The sequence below is a fragment of the Micromonospora sonchi genome, assembly GCF_014646235.1.
Taxonomy (GTDB): Bacteria; Actinomycetota; Actinomycetes; order Mycobacteriales; family Micromonosporaceae; genus Micromonospora; species Micromonospora sonchi.
In genome coordinates, this window is the sequence record NZ_BMNB01000015.1 from 96,058 (window position 1) to 110,900 (window position 14,843).

Below are 14,843 nucleotides of genomic sequence, written 5' to 3' on the forward strand. Positions count from 1 at the left end.
GACGATCACACATGCCCGGCGTACTACCAGCCATGTCCTGGTGGCGGTCGGGCCGGTTGACTCGTGTCCATGCTGAACGAAACGAAGGAGATCCTCGTCATCGGCGCAAGCGGAAAGACCGGACGCCGGCTCGTACGCAGGCTGCGGGGGGCGGGCGAGCGCGTACGGGCGGCGTCCCGCTCCGGCGAGGTGCGATTCGACTGGACGCAACCGACCACCTGGCTACGGGCCGTAGCGGGCGCATCCGCGGTCTATCTCATCGCTCCGGCGGACCCCGCAGCCGCCAACGACTTCGTGTCGCAGGCGGTGCAGTCGGGCGTCGGCCGATTCGTTGCGCTCTCCGGGCGCGGAATCGACAAGATCGACCAGGATTTCTCGCCGAGCATGGTCGGCGCGGAGCAGGCCGTGCGGGACTCCGGCGTGGAGTGGACGATCATCCGCGCGAACAACTTCAACCAGAACTTCGACGAGGATCTGTGGCACCAACCGCTGATCGACGGCCGCCTGGCCCTGCCGATGGGTGCCACGCCGGAGCCCTTCGTCGACGCCCAGGACATCGCCGACGTCGCCGCGGCCCTGCTGACCGAGAACGGCCATCACGGGCAGGTGTACGACCTGTCGGGCCCCCACGCGCTCACCTTCGCCGAGGCGGTGACGACGATCGCCAAGGCGGCCGGCCGATCCGTCCAGTACGTCGAGTTGACGCCGGAGCAGTACCGGACCGAGTTGCTCGCCGAGGGTTACTCTGCCGACGACGCGACCGCGCTCAACGCCATGTTCGCCGGGATGCGGGCCGGGTATCTCGCCCAGCCGACCGACGCGGTGCGGCGGATCCTCGGACGCGACCCGATCGACTTCGACACCTATGTCGCCCGGGCCGCCACGGCCGGCGCATGGCAGTGACGGCGGCGCTGCCCGCTGGTCAGCTCGCTCGCGGGAACCGGAAGTCATAGTGAGCGAGCTGCCGTTCGCTCAACCAGACAAGCACCTCCGACCAGGGCGCCCTACGGCATGGGTGTGCCATAGGGCGCCCACAGGCGTCGGAACAAGACCGCTAGCGGTAGCCGGCGGCGATGATGTTGGCGTGCACGGCGTTCTCGGTGGCGTCGGAGGGGTAGCCGGCGACCATGGCGCCCTCGTAGAAGGTGCCGGCGCTGAGGTTGGCCCCGCCGTCGGGTTTGCAGCAGTCCCCACCGCTGCCCAGGATGATCGCGCCCTGCTTCTTCATCGGGCTGTATCCGGGTGGCAGTGGTCCTTCGTAGAGCGTGTAGAGGCTGCCGGACTGGGCGTTGCTGCCCTTGATGGCGAAGCGGGTGGTGCCGTTGTTCTTCAGGGTGGCGGTGACGAACTTGTGGGGGAAGGCCCGCTGGTTCGGGTTCCAGGACTGGCTGCCGCCGGGGTAGAGGCCCCATTCCAGGTCCGCCTGCACCCAGGGACCCGAACCGGAGCAGCCGCCGAACCAGCACTGGGTGCTGAAGTTGATCGCGTCCATCGCGCCGGCCGCGTCGGCTTTGCGGGTCGTCTCGCTGTTTCCGTAGTCGAAGCAGCAGCCGTTGTTGACGTGCGTGCCACTGGTCACCATGTACATGCCCTCGGGGGCGCTGCCGGTCGGCACGCCGGTGAGGTGACCGTCGCGCCAGTAGCTGTTGCCCGGGTTGATGTAGAGCGAGTACGCCTTGCCGCCTCCGACGGTCAGGGACTCGGACGTGGCGATCGCCGGCCGGCTCTGCGGTGAGCCGGGGACGACGCTGGAGCCCTGGTACCACAGGTCGTTGCCGCGGCCGGACTGGTCGTAGATCACGGTGATCACACACTGCGTGCCGGCACAGAACGAGTCCTGCGTCGCCGCGTTGGACGTACCGCCGGTGGTCAACAGGCCGACGTCGCGGGTCGTGTTGTCCGACGAGCGGCGGACCTGGTACAGGTTGCCGCGGTAGGCGGCGTACAGCGCTCGGGTCGTGCTGTGCGCCGCCACGCACGGCGTCCCGCCGGCCGCGTAGATGTCACACGGCAGGGACCCGGCCGGCGGCGAGGGCGGCGGGCTCGTCGGTGGTGGGCTCGTCGGCGGGGGTGCCGGCGAGGTCCACTGCTGGTTGGTGTTGCCGTGGCAGGACCAGAGGATGATCTTCGTGCCGTTGCCGGTGCCGGCGCCGTTGGCGTCCAGGCAGAGCCCGGACTGCACGCCGCTGATGGTGCCGTTGGCGTTGACGTTCCACTGCTGGTTGGTGTTGCCGTGGCAGTCCCAGATGATGACCTGGGTGCCGTTGCTGGTGCCGGCGCCGTTGGCGTCCAGGCACTTGTTGCCGTACACCTGAAGTTGTCTACCGGCGGTGTAGGTCCAGGTCTGGTTGGCGCCGCCGGTGCAGTCCCACAACTGGGTCTGGGTGCCGTTGGTGGTGCTCGAGTTCGGCACCTCCAGGCACCGCCCGGACGCCACACCGGTGATCACGGTGCGCTGACCCGGAACGATGGCCGCGGCGGCTGCGGGTGCGGCCATCGCGACCTGGAGCTGGGGAACCAGGATTGCGCTGCCGACCAGCACGAGCACTGACGCGCCGATCATCGCCAGCCGCCGGGAGCGATGGCGTCGAAGTTTCGCAACGAGCATGATGCTTCCTCGGGGTGAAGGTAAAGGGCTGGGTCAGCTGCGTGAGCGACCGGCCTGCTCGCGGCCCAGAGAAAGCATAGAGCAACTTAAACGTCATTGGTATGACGTCTTTGTCTCGGCACAGATGCCGGCGTTCCGGGCGAGCAGCGCCGCCTGCACCCGGTCGGAGACCCCCAGCTTCCCGAGGATCGCCGAGACCTGATTGCGGATGGTCTTCGTGCTCAGGCCGAACCGGCGGGCGATCTGTGCATTGTCCTCACCGGCGGCCAGGTGCCCCAGGATGTCCCGCTCGCGCGGGGTGAGCCGGTCGAACGGCGGCGGCAGGCTGGCGGCCGCCGCCGGCTGCGCCGAGCCCAGCCCGGCGACGGCGATCCCCGGCCCCAGCACCAGACCCCCGCCGGCCACCGTCCGCAGCGCATCCACCACCAGGTCGGGGTCGGTGTCCTTGAGCAGATAGCCCCGGGCACCGACCCGCAGGGCACGGGCGACCAGTTCCTCCTCGTCGGCCATGGTCAGCATCAACACCCTGATCTCCGGCCGGTGCCGCAGGATCTGGCCGGTCGCCTGCACCCCGTCGCCGTCCGGCAGCGCGATGTCCATCGCCACGACGGTGACCTGGCCGTGCGCGACCGCGGCGACCGCCTCGGCGCAGGAGGCCGCCTCCGTCACCTCCGCCACCCACGACTCACCCTCCAGCATGGTGCGCAGGCCCCGGCGCACCACCGGATGGTCGTCCACGATCAGCACCCGGGCCCGTTCCGACATGCTCGTCCCCTCACGGTCGTCCCCGCCGTCGCCGGCTACGCATCCTCGACCCAGGGCAGCCGGACCCGCACCAGGGTCCCACCCCACACCCCGGCGGTGATCTCGCAACTGCCGCCGAGTTCGGCCGCCCGGTGCCGGATCGAGTCCAGACCCACCCCGCCGGGTCGCGGGCCGGCCACTCCGATCCCGTCGTCGGCCACCTCCACCAGCAGCCCGCCGTCGCGGCGAACCCGGACCTCACATCGGCTGGCGCGAGCGTGGCGCGCCACGTTGGACAGCGCCTCGGCCACGATCCGGTACGCCGCCACCTCCACTGCGGCGGGCAGCGTCCGCAGGTCACCGTCGACCCGTAGGTCCATTGCCAGCTGCGGGCCGTCGAAGCGTTGACATTCCGCCCGCAGCGCCGACTCCAGACCCTGGTCCAGCGCGGCCGGCCGCAACTGGTCCACCAGCCGGCGCACCTCGGCGGTGCAGGTGCGCAGGTCGTCCGCGAGCCCGTCGAGGATCAGCCCGAGCCGTGGCGACCCGGCGGGAAGTTTGCTCGCCGCGCGGACCTGCATCGACATCCCGGCGAACGTCGGCCCCAGCCCGTCGTGCAGGTCCCGGCGCAGCCGGCGGCGCTCCTCCTCCCGGGCCAGCACCAGTGCCTCCCGCGACTCGCGCAGCTGGCGGATCAGCCGGGCGGTCGCCACCGCGACCGTGGCCTGCCGGGCCACGTCGGTGAGGATCCGGCGCTCTCTCGGGGTGAACCGGTCACCGGTACGCCGGTGGGCCACCACCAACCGGCCGACCCGCTCACCGTGGATGAGCATGTCGAACCGCTCCATCGAGGCGGTCGGCGTGCCGTGCACCGCCTGCGGGCGGGGCGCGACGCCGCCGTCGGGCGGCTCGCCTGCCTCGGGGTCGTCCACCTCGACCGCCACGTACGGCACCCGCAGGGACCGGGCGATGGTGTCGGTCAGGAGCGCCGGCACCGCGTGCGGCTGCCCGGTCCGTTCCAGCAGGCCGCCGAGCCGGGTCAACATTCCGTACGGATCGTCCCGGTATCCGTAGAGCAACCGGTTGACGCCCCGCTGCACCCGGCCGCGCAGTGGCTCGAAGGTGATCGCGATCAGGCCGGTGGCGGCCAGGGAGACGTTCGAAGTGTCCGCGCCGACGACCAGGTCCCGCAGCAGCGCGACGATGGCCACGAAGCCGGCGATCACCAGCAGGCTCATCACCAACCAGACCAGCGTCCGATTGATCACCTGTTCCAGCTGGTAGAGCCGGTAACGCAGCACGGCGAGGGTGAGCGCGCCCGGGATGGCGACCACCATCAGCACCCACGCCCCGGCCAGGTTGAGCATGTCGAGCACGCCACCGAGCAGGAACAGGGCACCCGCCACCAGCAGGCAGGCCAACTGCTGGCGGGTCTGGCCCGCCGCCCGGTGCCACCGTCGCGCCAGCGACACCAGGACCGCCACCACCAGCAGCGCCTGCGCGGCGATCGCCAACAGGGCGATGCGTACCAGCACCTGCGCCCGCCCGGTCGCCGCGAGCTCGCCGGAGAAGAGCAGACCGCGCGGGTCGTCGAGCGCGGCGACGGCGAAGGCGCCCGTGGTCAGCCCGGCGCAGCCGACGAGGCCGGCGGCGACGACGCGCCACCGCGGGCCGGGTAGCTTCCCGTCCGGGAAGACCAACAGCGCCAGGAAGACCAGGGTGTACGGCGGCCACCACAGCCACTGACCCAGCCAGGCCAGCGGCAGCCACGACGACCAGCTCAGCGCGAGCACCGCGACTCCTGCGACCAGGCCGGCGGCGAGCATCAGCCGACCCACCGGGTGGGCGGGCACCCCGGCGAGTACCAGGGCACCGAGCGCGGTGAACGCGGCGGCGAAGACCGCGGTCAGCGTACTGGGACCGAACAGCAGCGGGTCCCGCTGGTGGAGCTGGCCGGCCAGGACGAGTAGCGCCACCGCCACCGCCGCGCCGGCCAGCATGCCACGCCGACTCGATGTGAATCCCTCACCCGGCGCCACGGTGGGCCTCCTGGTCGCTGATGCCGGTCAGGCCCAACCGGCGGCGTGCATGGCGTTGTGCAGGAAGTTTCCCCGGTGCGAGCGCTCGTGCCACGGCATCTCGTTGATGGCGTCGGTCAGCGTGCCGTCCAGCACCGGCAGGGCGCCCACCGCCTCGGCGACGTCGAGCCGGTAGGAAGCCAGCAGCTCCGGGTTTGCCCGCAGGAACCGTTCGAGGTGGTCACGCACCGCCTCCAGCCGGCGCCGCACCGCCGCCGGATCGGCGGGTTCGCTGCTCGGCCGCAGGTCGGTCAGGCGCCACTGCGGGTCGAACTTGGGCACCAGCCGCCGCCCCGCGGTGTCGAAGAACTCCACCGCGCCGCGCAACTCGTCGCCCTCGGACTGCTCCGCCAGCATCTGGTGGAAGTCCAGGTAGGTGTGCGCGAAGGTGTCGTCGTTGGCGATCAGCAAAACACGGTCGTCCGTTTCCGCCGGGACCAGGCTCATCTCGCTCTCCTTTCGATGAATCGGACCGACCGTAGGGCACCAGTCCAAACGTTGGTCGGGGCGGCTCGGGAGGCCCCCCGGTCGCCCCGATCCGCCGCCGTCCGGCTGCCGTGGCGGTGGATTCGATGCCACGGCAGCCGGCTACTGCTCTCCTACTGCGGTTGCGTGATCTTGAGCAGCTTGGCCTGCGGTTGCACCACCGGTGCGGCGGCCGGCGTACCGTCCAGGTTGTACTGCTTCAGGTTGACCTGGACGTTCTCACTGTTGCCGCCGGCGAACGAGCCACCGACCGTTCCCCAGAGCCGGGCGCCGCTGCGGTAGACGAACTCGCCGCTCAGCGAGTACGGCACCCTGATGGTCGCGTGCGTGACCGTGACCGTCGCCTCCACGATCGACCGTGAGGGCACCACCACAGGCTGCCGCCAGGAGACCGTGCGGCTGCGGGAGGTGGAACCGTTCTGCGTCCAGCTGAACGACCCCTCGGCCGAGACCGTCACCTTGCCGTCGGCGAAGATCGGAACTCCGGCCCTGATGCTGGTCGACACCGAGACCCGGACGCCGGTGGTGTCCGACCATCCCTCGGTGTCCGTCACCGTCTTCGTACCGCTGATCTCGGTCGTCTGCGTCACCGCCGTGTCGTTCTTGTTCGTCACCTTGTCCAGTTGCTGCAGCGTCGTCCCGACCAGCTCCGCCCGCGCCAGGTCGTAGCTGACGTGGTACGCCACGAACTCGACGATGTCGTCCATCTGACGGCAGCTCGACTTGTTCGGTCCACCGCCGACACTGATCGCCGTCACGCAGACGTTGTGTGCGGCGGCCGATGCGGGCAGCACCACGTCGAAGCCGTGCGCCGCACCGTACTTCGGATAGGCGGCGGCGACGTCAGCCCGGTGCAGGTTGGCGACCATGGACCGGGCCAGAACGCCGTCGATGGTGATGTTCACGGTCAGCGGCGTGGTCGGCGCGTCGTCGTCCGCCGTCCAGCCCCAGACGTGCACCCCGGAGGGGGACACCGTCTGCCGTGCGCCGTCGAAGGCGAGAACCGGAGCGTACGTCACCGGCAGCGGATCCTCCGGCGGCTCGAAATCGCACTTCGGCGGCGGAACCGGCACGTGACAGTTGATTGCCGCGGACGACGCCGGCTGCGCCATCACCAGGGCCAGGGCCCATCCGGTCACGACGGCGCTCAGGAGCGCCGCACTTCTTCGTACTCGCATCGAACCTCGATTCTTCGTCGCGCTTCGTCGAAAGGCGTGCCGTGCGCCGGCGGGCCGGCAGCGGCCGTTTCGCCTCGGAAGTCTGTTCGGGCGGCGGACCCGGGCACCAGGGACGGCTGTCCCGGCTGCCCGGGATGTTGTCCCGGCAGAAAAATTTCGGCGGAACGTGTCGAGGAGCGGTGCCGGCCGTTCGTCACACGGACGACAAGGCTTTCCCACCACGAGGAGCAACCGTGAAGTACGCAATGCTGATCTTCGGCGACGACCGCGAGTGGAGCACGCTGTCCCCGGCCGACGAGCAGGACGTGATGAAGCAGGTCTACGGGTGGTTCGAACGGTGGCAGCCGACCGGCAAGATCGTCGCCGGCAGCGTCGAGCTCCAGCCCCGGGAGACGGCGAAGACGGTACGTGCCGGTGCGACCGGCCAGCCGATGATCACCGACGGGCCGTACCTGGAACTCAAGGAGGTCATCGGCGGGGTGGTCATGCTGGAGTGCGACGACATCGACGAGGCCGCGCGGATCGCGGCCACCTGGCCACTCGCTGCCGGGATGAGCGCGCTGGAGGTCCGTCCGGTGATGAGCCGCGAGTAGCGGTGACGTGGGGGCGCCGGTCTCACCGCCGGCGCCTCAGCTCACCCACCCGGCGCGCCATCAGCTCCCGTTCGGCCGGGTTCGTCGCCAACTCCAGGGCGCGCTCCGCCGCTGTCAGCGCCTCGGCCGTACGCTCGAGCGTGGCCAGCAGGTCGGCCCGGGCGGCGTGCCACAGATGGTAGTCGGCAAGGCGGTCCCCGAGCGCGTCGACCTCGTCCAGCGCCGGCGCCAGGCCCACCACGAACCGCGTGGCCACTGCCCGGTTCAGCAGCACGATCGGCGACGGGTCCAACGCGTACAGCCGGTCGTACAGTGCCCGCACGGCGGCCCAGTCGGTGGCCTCCCACGAGGCGGCCAGGGCGTGTAGCGCGGCGATGCCGGCCTGTAGCTGGTACGGCCCGGGTCGGCCCTGGCGCACCGCCGCGCGTAGCCGCAGCGCCGCCCGTTCGATCGCCGGCCCGTCCCACAGCCGCCGGTCCTGCTGGTCGAGCAGCACGATACGGCCCCACGAGTCGAACCGCGCGTCGGCGCGGGCATGATGCAGTTCCAGCAACGCGGCCAGGCCGGCGGCCTCCGGTTCACGGGGCAGCAGCTCGGCGAGTTGGCGCGCCAGGTCGACCCCCTCGCGGGCCAACTCGCGCCGCTGGGCGGACCGGCCACTGGACAGATATCCCTCGTTGAACACGAGGTAGATCACCGCGAGCACGGTCGGTAGCCGGTCGGCGTACTCGTGCGTCTGCGGCACCTCGAACCGGACACCGCGCTCCCGCAACTGACGCTTGGCCCGGGACAGCCGCTGCGCCATGGTCGGCACCGGCACCAGGAATGCGTTGGCGATCTCGGCGGTGCTCAGGCCGCTGGCGGCGTACAGCGTCAGCGCGACCCGGGCCGGCTCGGCGAGGTCCGGATGGCAGCACCCGAAGATCATGGCCAGCCGATCGTCCACGCCCGGTTCCGGCGGCGGTTCCGCGGCCACCTGCGCCACCTTCTCGCGGCCGACGGCGTCGCGGCGCAGCCGGTCCAGCGCCTTGCGCCAGCCCGTGGTGACCAGCCAGCCCGTGGGCCGCTCCGGCACACCCTCGTCCGGCCAGCGCTTGAGCGCCTCGGCCAGCGCGTCCGACAACGCCTCTTCGGCCCGGTCGAGGTCGCCGAGGCGCCGGCTGAGCGCGCCGAGCATGCCGGCCGCGTCCGTCCGCCAGATCCGGTCCAACAGCTCTGCCACGTCGCCCACCGCACCAGGGTGCACCACTCGCGGGACCGAGGCGTCCGCTTCCTGGCCGGTCGGCCCGGGTCGTGGCTATCGGATTTCCGGAGTCGAAGTGGGCCGTCGCGCAGGATCTCTACGGTGACCCTGCGCCGATCTGGCGGCCGTGGGTGAGAGACCTTCGCGAGGGCAAGCACCAGACCCCGACACGCCGCAACCCGCAATGGAGTGGATGGGTCGGCCCGCCCTCACCCCCCAGTGCGTCCTTTGCTCTGCTTCAACCTAGGCAACGGGTTCGGCGGCAGACCGTTGCATAGGTTGAAGCAGAGCAAATGGGCCACAACGCAGGTGAGGACCGGGTCCGGCAGCCCTGTCGCTATCCACAGCGTCACGGACAGCATTCTTGGCAGGATGCCCAGCCCTGACCCATTGCCCGCACCGGACCGTCATCACTAGCCTTCGCCCATGCCTGAGATCTTTCAGATGGATCGCGTCGACCGGATCGCCGACATCCTCTACGGGGTTGCCGTCGCAGAGGGCCTCATCGGCTACGGCCCGCTCGGAAGGCGTGTTGGCCTGCAGGCGAACACGGTGACATCACGCTCAGCCAGACAAGCACCTCCGACCAGCCCCAGGGAACTCGTGCAGCATCTCGGTCGGCTGCTCGCCGCCGAGCGTCGTGCCCGTGGCACGCGCCATTTCGAGTACAAGCACCTACCGCGAAGTCGCTGAGATTACTTCAGTCACGCCCCGAACCCGGAGGCTCACACCGAACTCAAGCGACCTGAATAGTTGCCCGGGCGTCTCGCGGATCGGGCACCTATGCCAACACGGTGAGCAGACCTTCCTGCCCGTTACAGCGCGAGCACGGTACTCCACCGTGTGATCTGAAGGCGTCACGAATCTCTTGATCACCCCAACCGTGCCCGTCTCGTAAAATCCACACGGACCATCACGCACAGGCCCCGCACAAACACTGTCCGACTTTTCCACGCCCGTGGAAACTGTTGAGGCCGGACGGAGAGTCGAACTTCGCCGTAGGGTTGTGCGGACCGTTTCGTTACCACTTTGGCAATCAAGGACATAAATATGAATGGCGCGAACCCCAAGGCATGCCGAGCCGTGCACAGGCAGCCTCGGGACAGGCCGCGTCAGCTTGCCGGCGCGGGCGACGGCTTGCTTCCCGGCGGCGCTGCGAACCCGTGGGAATCTCACGGAGCAGAGGGTGTCCACGTCCGGGCGCGCGAAATATCAGCCCCTCCGGCGCCACGTCAACCAACCCGATTCTCGGCTAACCCAGCTACCGAGATGCAGTTCGATCGCCGTAACTTTCACCCGTGGCGCAGATCAGCGCTCACTGGGAACCGCTCTAACAGATCGGAGTACAGCATGTACACCGCCCCGAAGCTCACCCTCGTCGGCAAGTTCGAGACCGTCACCAAGAGCCTGGGCAGCGCCCGTGAGCGGGACATCTTCAACTCGCCGGCCCTGATCGTCATCCACTGGTAATACACCGCGGGCGGGCACGGACCGGGTCCTCCGGTCCGTGCCCGCCCGGCACCAAACGCGACTCCACCGTCCATTGATCGGGAGCCAGCATGCCAGTGGTCGTACTGCCAGACGTCCCGGTGCCGCCGGCGCTCACCGCCCGGATCGCCCAGCTGGTTGGCACGGTCCTCTTCCGCCACCCGTCCGGCCGTCCCTGGATCGCCGGCACCGCGGACGGCCGCCGAGTCGTGAGCGCGCGCACCGGCGACCTCGACATCGTCGCCATCGGCACCACTATGACGGTCGACGACGATGATCTCGCCCGGCTCGCCGCTGGGCACAGCTCGGTCGTGGAACTCGACACACTCGCCGCCGGCCTGGCCGAGGGCGACGTGCTCGTCTTCGCCCGCCAGCATGGGCGGCTGCGCTCGCAGGCCCCGCCGCTGCTCACCAAGTCGCTGTGCTGGGCTGTCGTCGACGGGGTGCACCTCGTCGCCGACGAGCAGGCGACGCTGCGCGACCTGGCCGGGCTGCGACCTGACCCCGCGGTCGTCGCGAGCCGGCTGACCAACGCCGAAATCTCCCATCCGTTCGGCCTGAACAGCATCTGGGCCGGTGTGCGGCCCGCAGGCCCCGGCCAGTGGCTCGACTCCCGACAGGACCGGCCGCCCGTCCCGGTGACGTGGTGGCGGCCACCGGAGCCGGACGGCTCGCTGGAAGATCTCGTCGGCCGGCTGCACGACGACATCGCGGCCGCGCTGCGCCTGCGCACCTGGGCACACCAGACCGTCAGCGCGGACCTGTCCGGTGGGCTCGACTCCACGACGCTCAACTTCTTCCTGGCCGGCATCGGCCGCAAGGCGCACACGCTCTTCCTCGAGACCGCTGACATGGCCAACAACGATCACATCTGGGCCGGGCGGGCCGCCTCCGAGCTGGACACCGAGCATCGCGTCGTACCCTATGCCGACCTCGTGCCCTACCTGCTCGACGAACGCACCTGCACGGTCGAGACCTGTCCCGAGGGGCCGAGCATGGCCAACACCGCGGTCGGGGCGGTCCCCCTGGTGCTCCGGGCGATGGCCGACACCGACACCAGCCTGCACCTCAACGGGCACGCCGGCGACGCGCTCTTCGGGCCGGTGTCGACCATGCTGTGGTCGCTGATGCGCTCCGGGGAAAGGGGACGGCTGCGCCGCACCTGGCGGCTGCGGCTGCTCAACCGGTACCGGCTCGGGACGACCGTGCGGATGCTGGCGAGCAACAACTCCTACCGCGAGGACCTACTCCGGATCGCCGGGCACACCTTCGACGGGCGCGACGAAGACATCACCAGTTGGGCCCGATGGGTCACCCTGCCAAACGCGCACCCCGCGCTGACCGAGACCGCACGGGAACACCTGCGCCGGGCGGCCGCCGACGCCGCCCGGGACGAGCCAGCCCCGCTCGCCGCCGACCGGACCAGCCATCAGATCCTTCAGTACCTGGTCGCGCACGGCAACGCCGTCCGTCGGATGAACCAGGCCGCCACGCCGGGCGCGGGAGTGCTCTTCGACAGCCCGTACCTCGACCGGCGCATCGTCGAGACCAGCCTCGCCCTGCGCATCGGCGACCGGGCGCACCAGCGCCCGCCGAAGCCGTTGCTGGCAGCGGCCCGGCCGGCCGCGATGTCGCTGGATTACTTCACCCGCACGGACAAGGGCGACTACACCGCCGAGACCTTCCACCAGCACAAGGCGCTGAAGCCACTGCTGCACGACCTGTTCGCCAACGGCTCCGCCTTGGAGGAGATGGGTCTGGTCTCGGCCGAGCGCATCGTGCGCGCCGCCAGCGAGTTCACCGTGAGCGGCACCAGCTACGCCGACCTGGACAACATCGTCTTCGCCGAGCGCTGGCTCCGGTCGGTGCACGGAACGTGACCGACAAGGAGGCAACGCTGTGATCAGGCTCAAGCAGGGACTCTCGATAGTCGAGGTCGAGGACGGCAAGGTGCTTCTCGACACCAGGCGGGGCGTCTACTGGCATCTCAACGGCACGGCGATCACCATGCTCGAGGAACTGGAGCGCGGGCGGGACTTCGACGACCTGATGAAGGAGATCGCCACCACCGTCGGAGTAGACGAGCAGCAGATCAGGAACGACCACCTTGCCCTGATCGAGGAACTGCGCGAGGCGAAGATCGTCGACCGGATCCGGCCGTGAGCGCGCCCATCATCGCCCAGTCCGGGCTGAGGCTCGGCCTCCGACACGGGCTGCTGGCCCGGATGGCCACGAGTACCGCCTGGTTCCTGACCCGGCTGCCACCGACGGCCATCTGCCGGGTGCTGACCGTCGTGGTCAAGGGCGCCAAGGCGGCCGACCCGCAACAGGTGTCCTACTGGCGCGGCGCGGCCAACACGGTCAGCGTCCGCTGCGCCGGCAACGGCTGCCTGCAACGGTCCGTCGCGGTGGTACTGGCCTGCCGTGTCTTCGGCACGGCACCCACCTGGCGGACCGGCTTCCGGCCCGACCCGTTCGTCGCCCACGCCTGGGTGGAGGCCGACGGAGCGCCGGTCGACGAGCCGCCCGTGGTGACGCACTTCCACATCGTCCTCGAAGTGGCGCCCACCCCATGACGGAATCGAGGTCCGGCTCTTGACCACCACCGCTGTGCAGCCTGCCGCCGCCCCGCCGGCACCGGCCGTAGAACCCGCCCCGCCGCCCCCGCCCGCCGGTTTCCCGGATGCCTTCCGGCTGCTGCGGCCCTACCGGTCACGCATGTTGCTTGCCGGGGCCCTCGGCCTCACGGCGACCGCGCTCACCGCCGTCCAGCCGCTGATCGTGGCGAACGCCGTCGACTCCTTCGCCGGCAGCGTCTCAGCCGCCTCGGTCACCGCGCTACTGGCCCTGCTGATCGGCGGCGCGGTACTCACCGCTCTGCAACAACTCGTTCTGCAGCGCACCGGCGAACGGTTCGCCTTCGACACCCGCGCACGCCTGATCCGGCACATCTATCGGGTACGGATCGGCGTGCTGGACCGCAACGACCGCGGTGACCTCGCCGCCCGTCTCACCGGCGACGTCTCGCACACCCAGTCGATCCTCAGCTCGGGCCTGGTGGAACTGGCAACCAGCCTGGTCATGGTGGTCGCCTCGGTGGTCCTGATGGCGCTCATCGACGGGGTGCTGCTCGCGCTCGCCGTCTCGGTGATCTGCGTGGTCGTGGCGGCCCTTTACGCGATCGGGCGGCGGACCCGGCCGGCCGGGCTGCGCTCCCAGAACGCGCTCGGTGACCTGGGCGGCACCTTCACCAAGGCCCTCGGCTCGATGCGGACCATCCGCGCCACGGTGTCCACCGCCCACGAGGCGGACCGGGCGACCGGCAAGGCCGCCACCGTGCTGGAGGCGGGTTACGCCATCGCCGGGCTGCGCGCCGTGCTGCAGACCTTCACCGGGGTCGCGCTGCAACTGCTGCTCATCTCGGTCGTCGCGGTCGGCGCGATCCGGGTGGCCGCCGGGTCGCTCACCGTCGGGCAGCTCAGCGCCTTTCTCATGTACCTGCTCCTGATAGCCGCGCCGATCGCCCAGTTCGGCAGCCTGCTGTCGATGATGGCCACCGCCTTCGGGTCGCTCACCCGCATCCTCGCGGTCGAGAACATGCCCGCCGAGACCGACGACGCGGACGTGGCCGTGACATCGGGCATCCCGGGCACGCCGACCTTTGCCCTGGACGAGGTGTCGTTCCGCTATCCCGGGCGTACCGACGCCGACCCGGCAGAGGGCGCGCCGGCCCTGCGGGACGTCACCGTCGCCTTTGCCGAGGGCCGGACGACAGCTGTCGTGGGCCCGTCCGGCGCGGGCAAGTCGACGCTGTTCGGGCTGCTGGAACGCTTCTACGAGCCGACCAGCGGGACCATCCGTTTCCGCGGTGACGACGTACGCCGGCTGCCGCGCGACTACCTGCGGGGGCAGATCGCCTACGTCGAGCAGGACGCGCCGGCCCTTCCTGGCACGATCCGCGACAATCTGCTGCTCGGCGCGCGGGCCGCCTCGGACCAGGAGTGCGCTGCTGCCCTGCTGCGGGTCAACCTGGCGCCCACCGCCGCTGCGGCGGAAATGTTCCTCGACACCCAGGTCGGCGAGGACGGCACCCTGCTCAGCGGCGGGGAACGACAGCGCCTCGCGATCGCCCGGGCACTGCTCGCCGAGTCACCGGTCCTGCTGCTCGACGAGGTCACCTCGAACCTGGACAGCAACAACGAGAAGGTCGTGCAGGACATCATCCACGCCAAGAGCGGCGCCCAGTCGATCATCGTGATCGCCCACCGGCTCTCCACGGTGGTCGCCGCCGATTCGATCGTCGTGCTGGACGGCGGCCGGGTGGTGGCCCAGGGCACCCACACCGAATTGCTGACCGCGTCACCGCTCTACCGGGAACTGGCCCACAACCAACTGCTGGACTGACCGCTGCAACCGACGTCGCCC

13 protein-coding genes are annotated in these 14,843 nt (G+C 70.2%); 7 read left to right on the plus strand and 6 right to left on the minus strand.

Features of this window, described 5'->3' with window-relative positions; all coding sequences use genetic code 11:
- Nucleotides 1–69 precede the first annotated feature (69 nt).
- Entirely contained in the window at nt 70–903 is an 834-nt protein-coding gene (locus IEY61_RS17440; RefSeq protein ID WP_189045592.1) for an NmrA family NAD(P)-binding protein, read from the plus strand.
- Between the two features lie 151 nt (nt 904–1,054).
- Here IEY61_RS17440 and IEY61_RS17445 read toward each other — a convergent pair whose 3' ends face one another.
- From IEY61_RS17445 to IEY61_RS17465, 5 genes are all read right to left on the minus strand, one after another.
- Nucleotides 1,055–2,608: an arabinofuranosidase catalytic domain-containing protein gene (locus tag IEY61_RS17445; protein ID WP_229705996.1), complete on the minus strand. Its 1,554-nt coding sequence runs from the start codon at nt 2,606–2,608 to the stop codon at nt 1,055–1,057.
- Nucleotides 2,609–2,701: 93 nt separating this feature from the next.
- On the minus strand, nt 2,702–3,373 hold the full coding sequence (locus IEY61_RS17450) for a response regulator (RefSeq protein ID WP_189045595.1): 672 nt from the start codon (nt 3,371–3,373) through the stop codon (nt 2,702–2,704).
- A 35-nt stretch (nt 3,374–3,408) separates the two neighbouring features.
- Nucleotides 3,409–5,391, minus strand: a complete 1,983-nt coding sequence (locus tag IEY61_RS17455; RefSeq protein WP_229705997.1) for a sensor histidine kinase — start codon at nt 5,389–5,391, stop codon at nt 3,409–3,411.
- A 27-nt stretch (nt 5,392–5,418) separates the two neighbouring features.
- Nucleotides 5,419–5,877 (minus strand): hypothetical protein, encoded by a 459-nt coding sequence (locus tag IEY61_RS17460; RefSeq protein ID WP_189045597.1) that lies wholly within the window; start codon nt 5,875–5,877, stop codon nt 5,419–5,421.
- A 152-nt stretch (nt 5,878–6,029) separates the two neighbouring features.
- Nucleotides 6,030–7,055, minus strand: coding sequence for an ETX/MTX2 family pore-forming toxin (locus IEY61_RS17465; RefSeq protein WP_229705998.1), 1,026 nt, complete (start codon nt 7,053–7,055; stop codon nt 6,030–6,032).
- Nucleotides 7,056–7,327: 272 nt separating this feature from the next.
- On the opposite strand from IEY61_RS17465, the gene IEY61_RS17470 reads away from it, so the two are divergent.
- A complete protein-coding gene (locus IEY61_RS17470) occupies nt 7,328–7,687 on the plus strand; it encodes a YciI family protein (RefSeq protein ID WP_189045601.1) in 360 nt (119 codons plus the stop codon).
- Between the two features lie 22 nt (nt 7,688–7,709).
- Here IEY61_RS17470 and IEY61_RS17475 read toward each other — a convergent pair whose 3' ends face one another.
- The gene (locus IEY61_RS17475; RefSeq protein WP_229705999.1) at nt 7,710–8,918 is read right to left on the minus strand and encodes an RNA polymerase sigma factor; all 1,209 of its coding nucleotides are present in this window, start codon (nt 8,916–8,918) and stop codon (nt 7,710–7,712) included.
- A gap of 438 nt (nt 8,919–9,356) precedes the next feature.
- Here IEY61_RS17475 and IEY61_RS17480 point away from each other — a divergent pair, with 438 nt between their 5' ends.
- From IEY61_RS17480 to IEY61_RS17505, 5 genes are all read left to right on the plus strand, one after another.
- On the plus strand, nt 9,357–9,623 hold the full coding sequence (locus IEY61_RS17480) for a hypothetical protein (RefSeq protein WP_189045605.1): 267 nt from the start codon (nt 9,357–9,359) through the stop codon (nt 9,621–9,623).
- Between the two features lie 866 nt (nt 9,624–10,489).
- Entirely contained in the window at nt 10,490–12,298 is a 1,809-nt protein-coding gene (locus IEY61_RS17490; protein WP_189045609.1) for an asparagine synthase-related protein, read from the plus strand.
- A 19-nt stretch (nt 12,299–12,317) separates the two neighbouring features.
- A complete protein-coding gene (locus IEY61_RS17495; RefSeq protein WP_189045611.1) occupies nt 12,318–12,581 on the plus strand; it encodes a lasso peptide biosynthesis PqqD family chaperone in 264 nt (87 codons plus the stop codon).
- Nucleotides 12,578–12,994 (plus strand): lasso peptide biosynthesis B2 protein, encoded by a 417-nt coding sequence (locus IEY61_RS17500; RefSeq protein ID WP_229706000.1) that lies wholly within the window; start codon nt 12,578–12,580, stop codon nt 12,992–12,994. The genes IEY61_RS17495 and IEY61_RS17500 overlap by 4 nt, the downstream gene beginning before the upstream one ends.
- Nucleotides 12,995–13,013: 19 nt before the next feature.
- The gene (locus tag IEY61_RS17505) at nt 13,014–14,822 is read left to right on the plus strand and encodes an ABC transporter ATP-binding protein (protein ID WP_189045613.1); all 1,809 of its coding nucleotides are present in this window, start codon (nt 13,014–13,016) and stop codon (nt 14,820–14,822) included.
- The last annotated feature ends 21 nt before the right edge of the window (nt 14,823–14,843 follow it).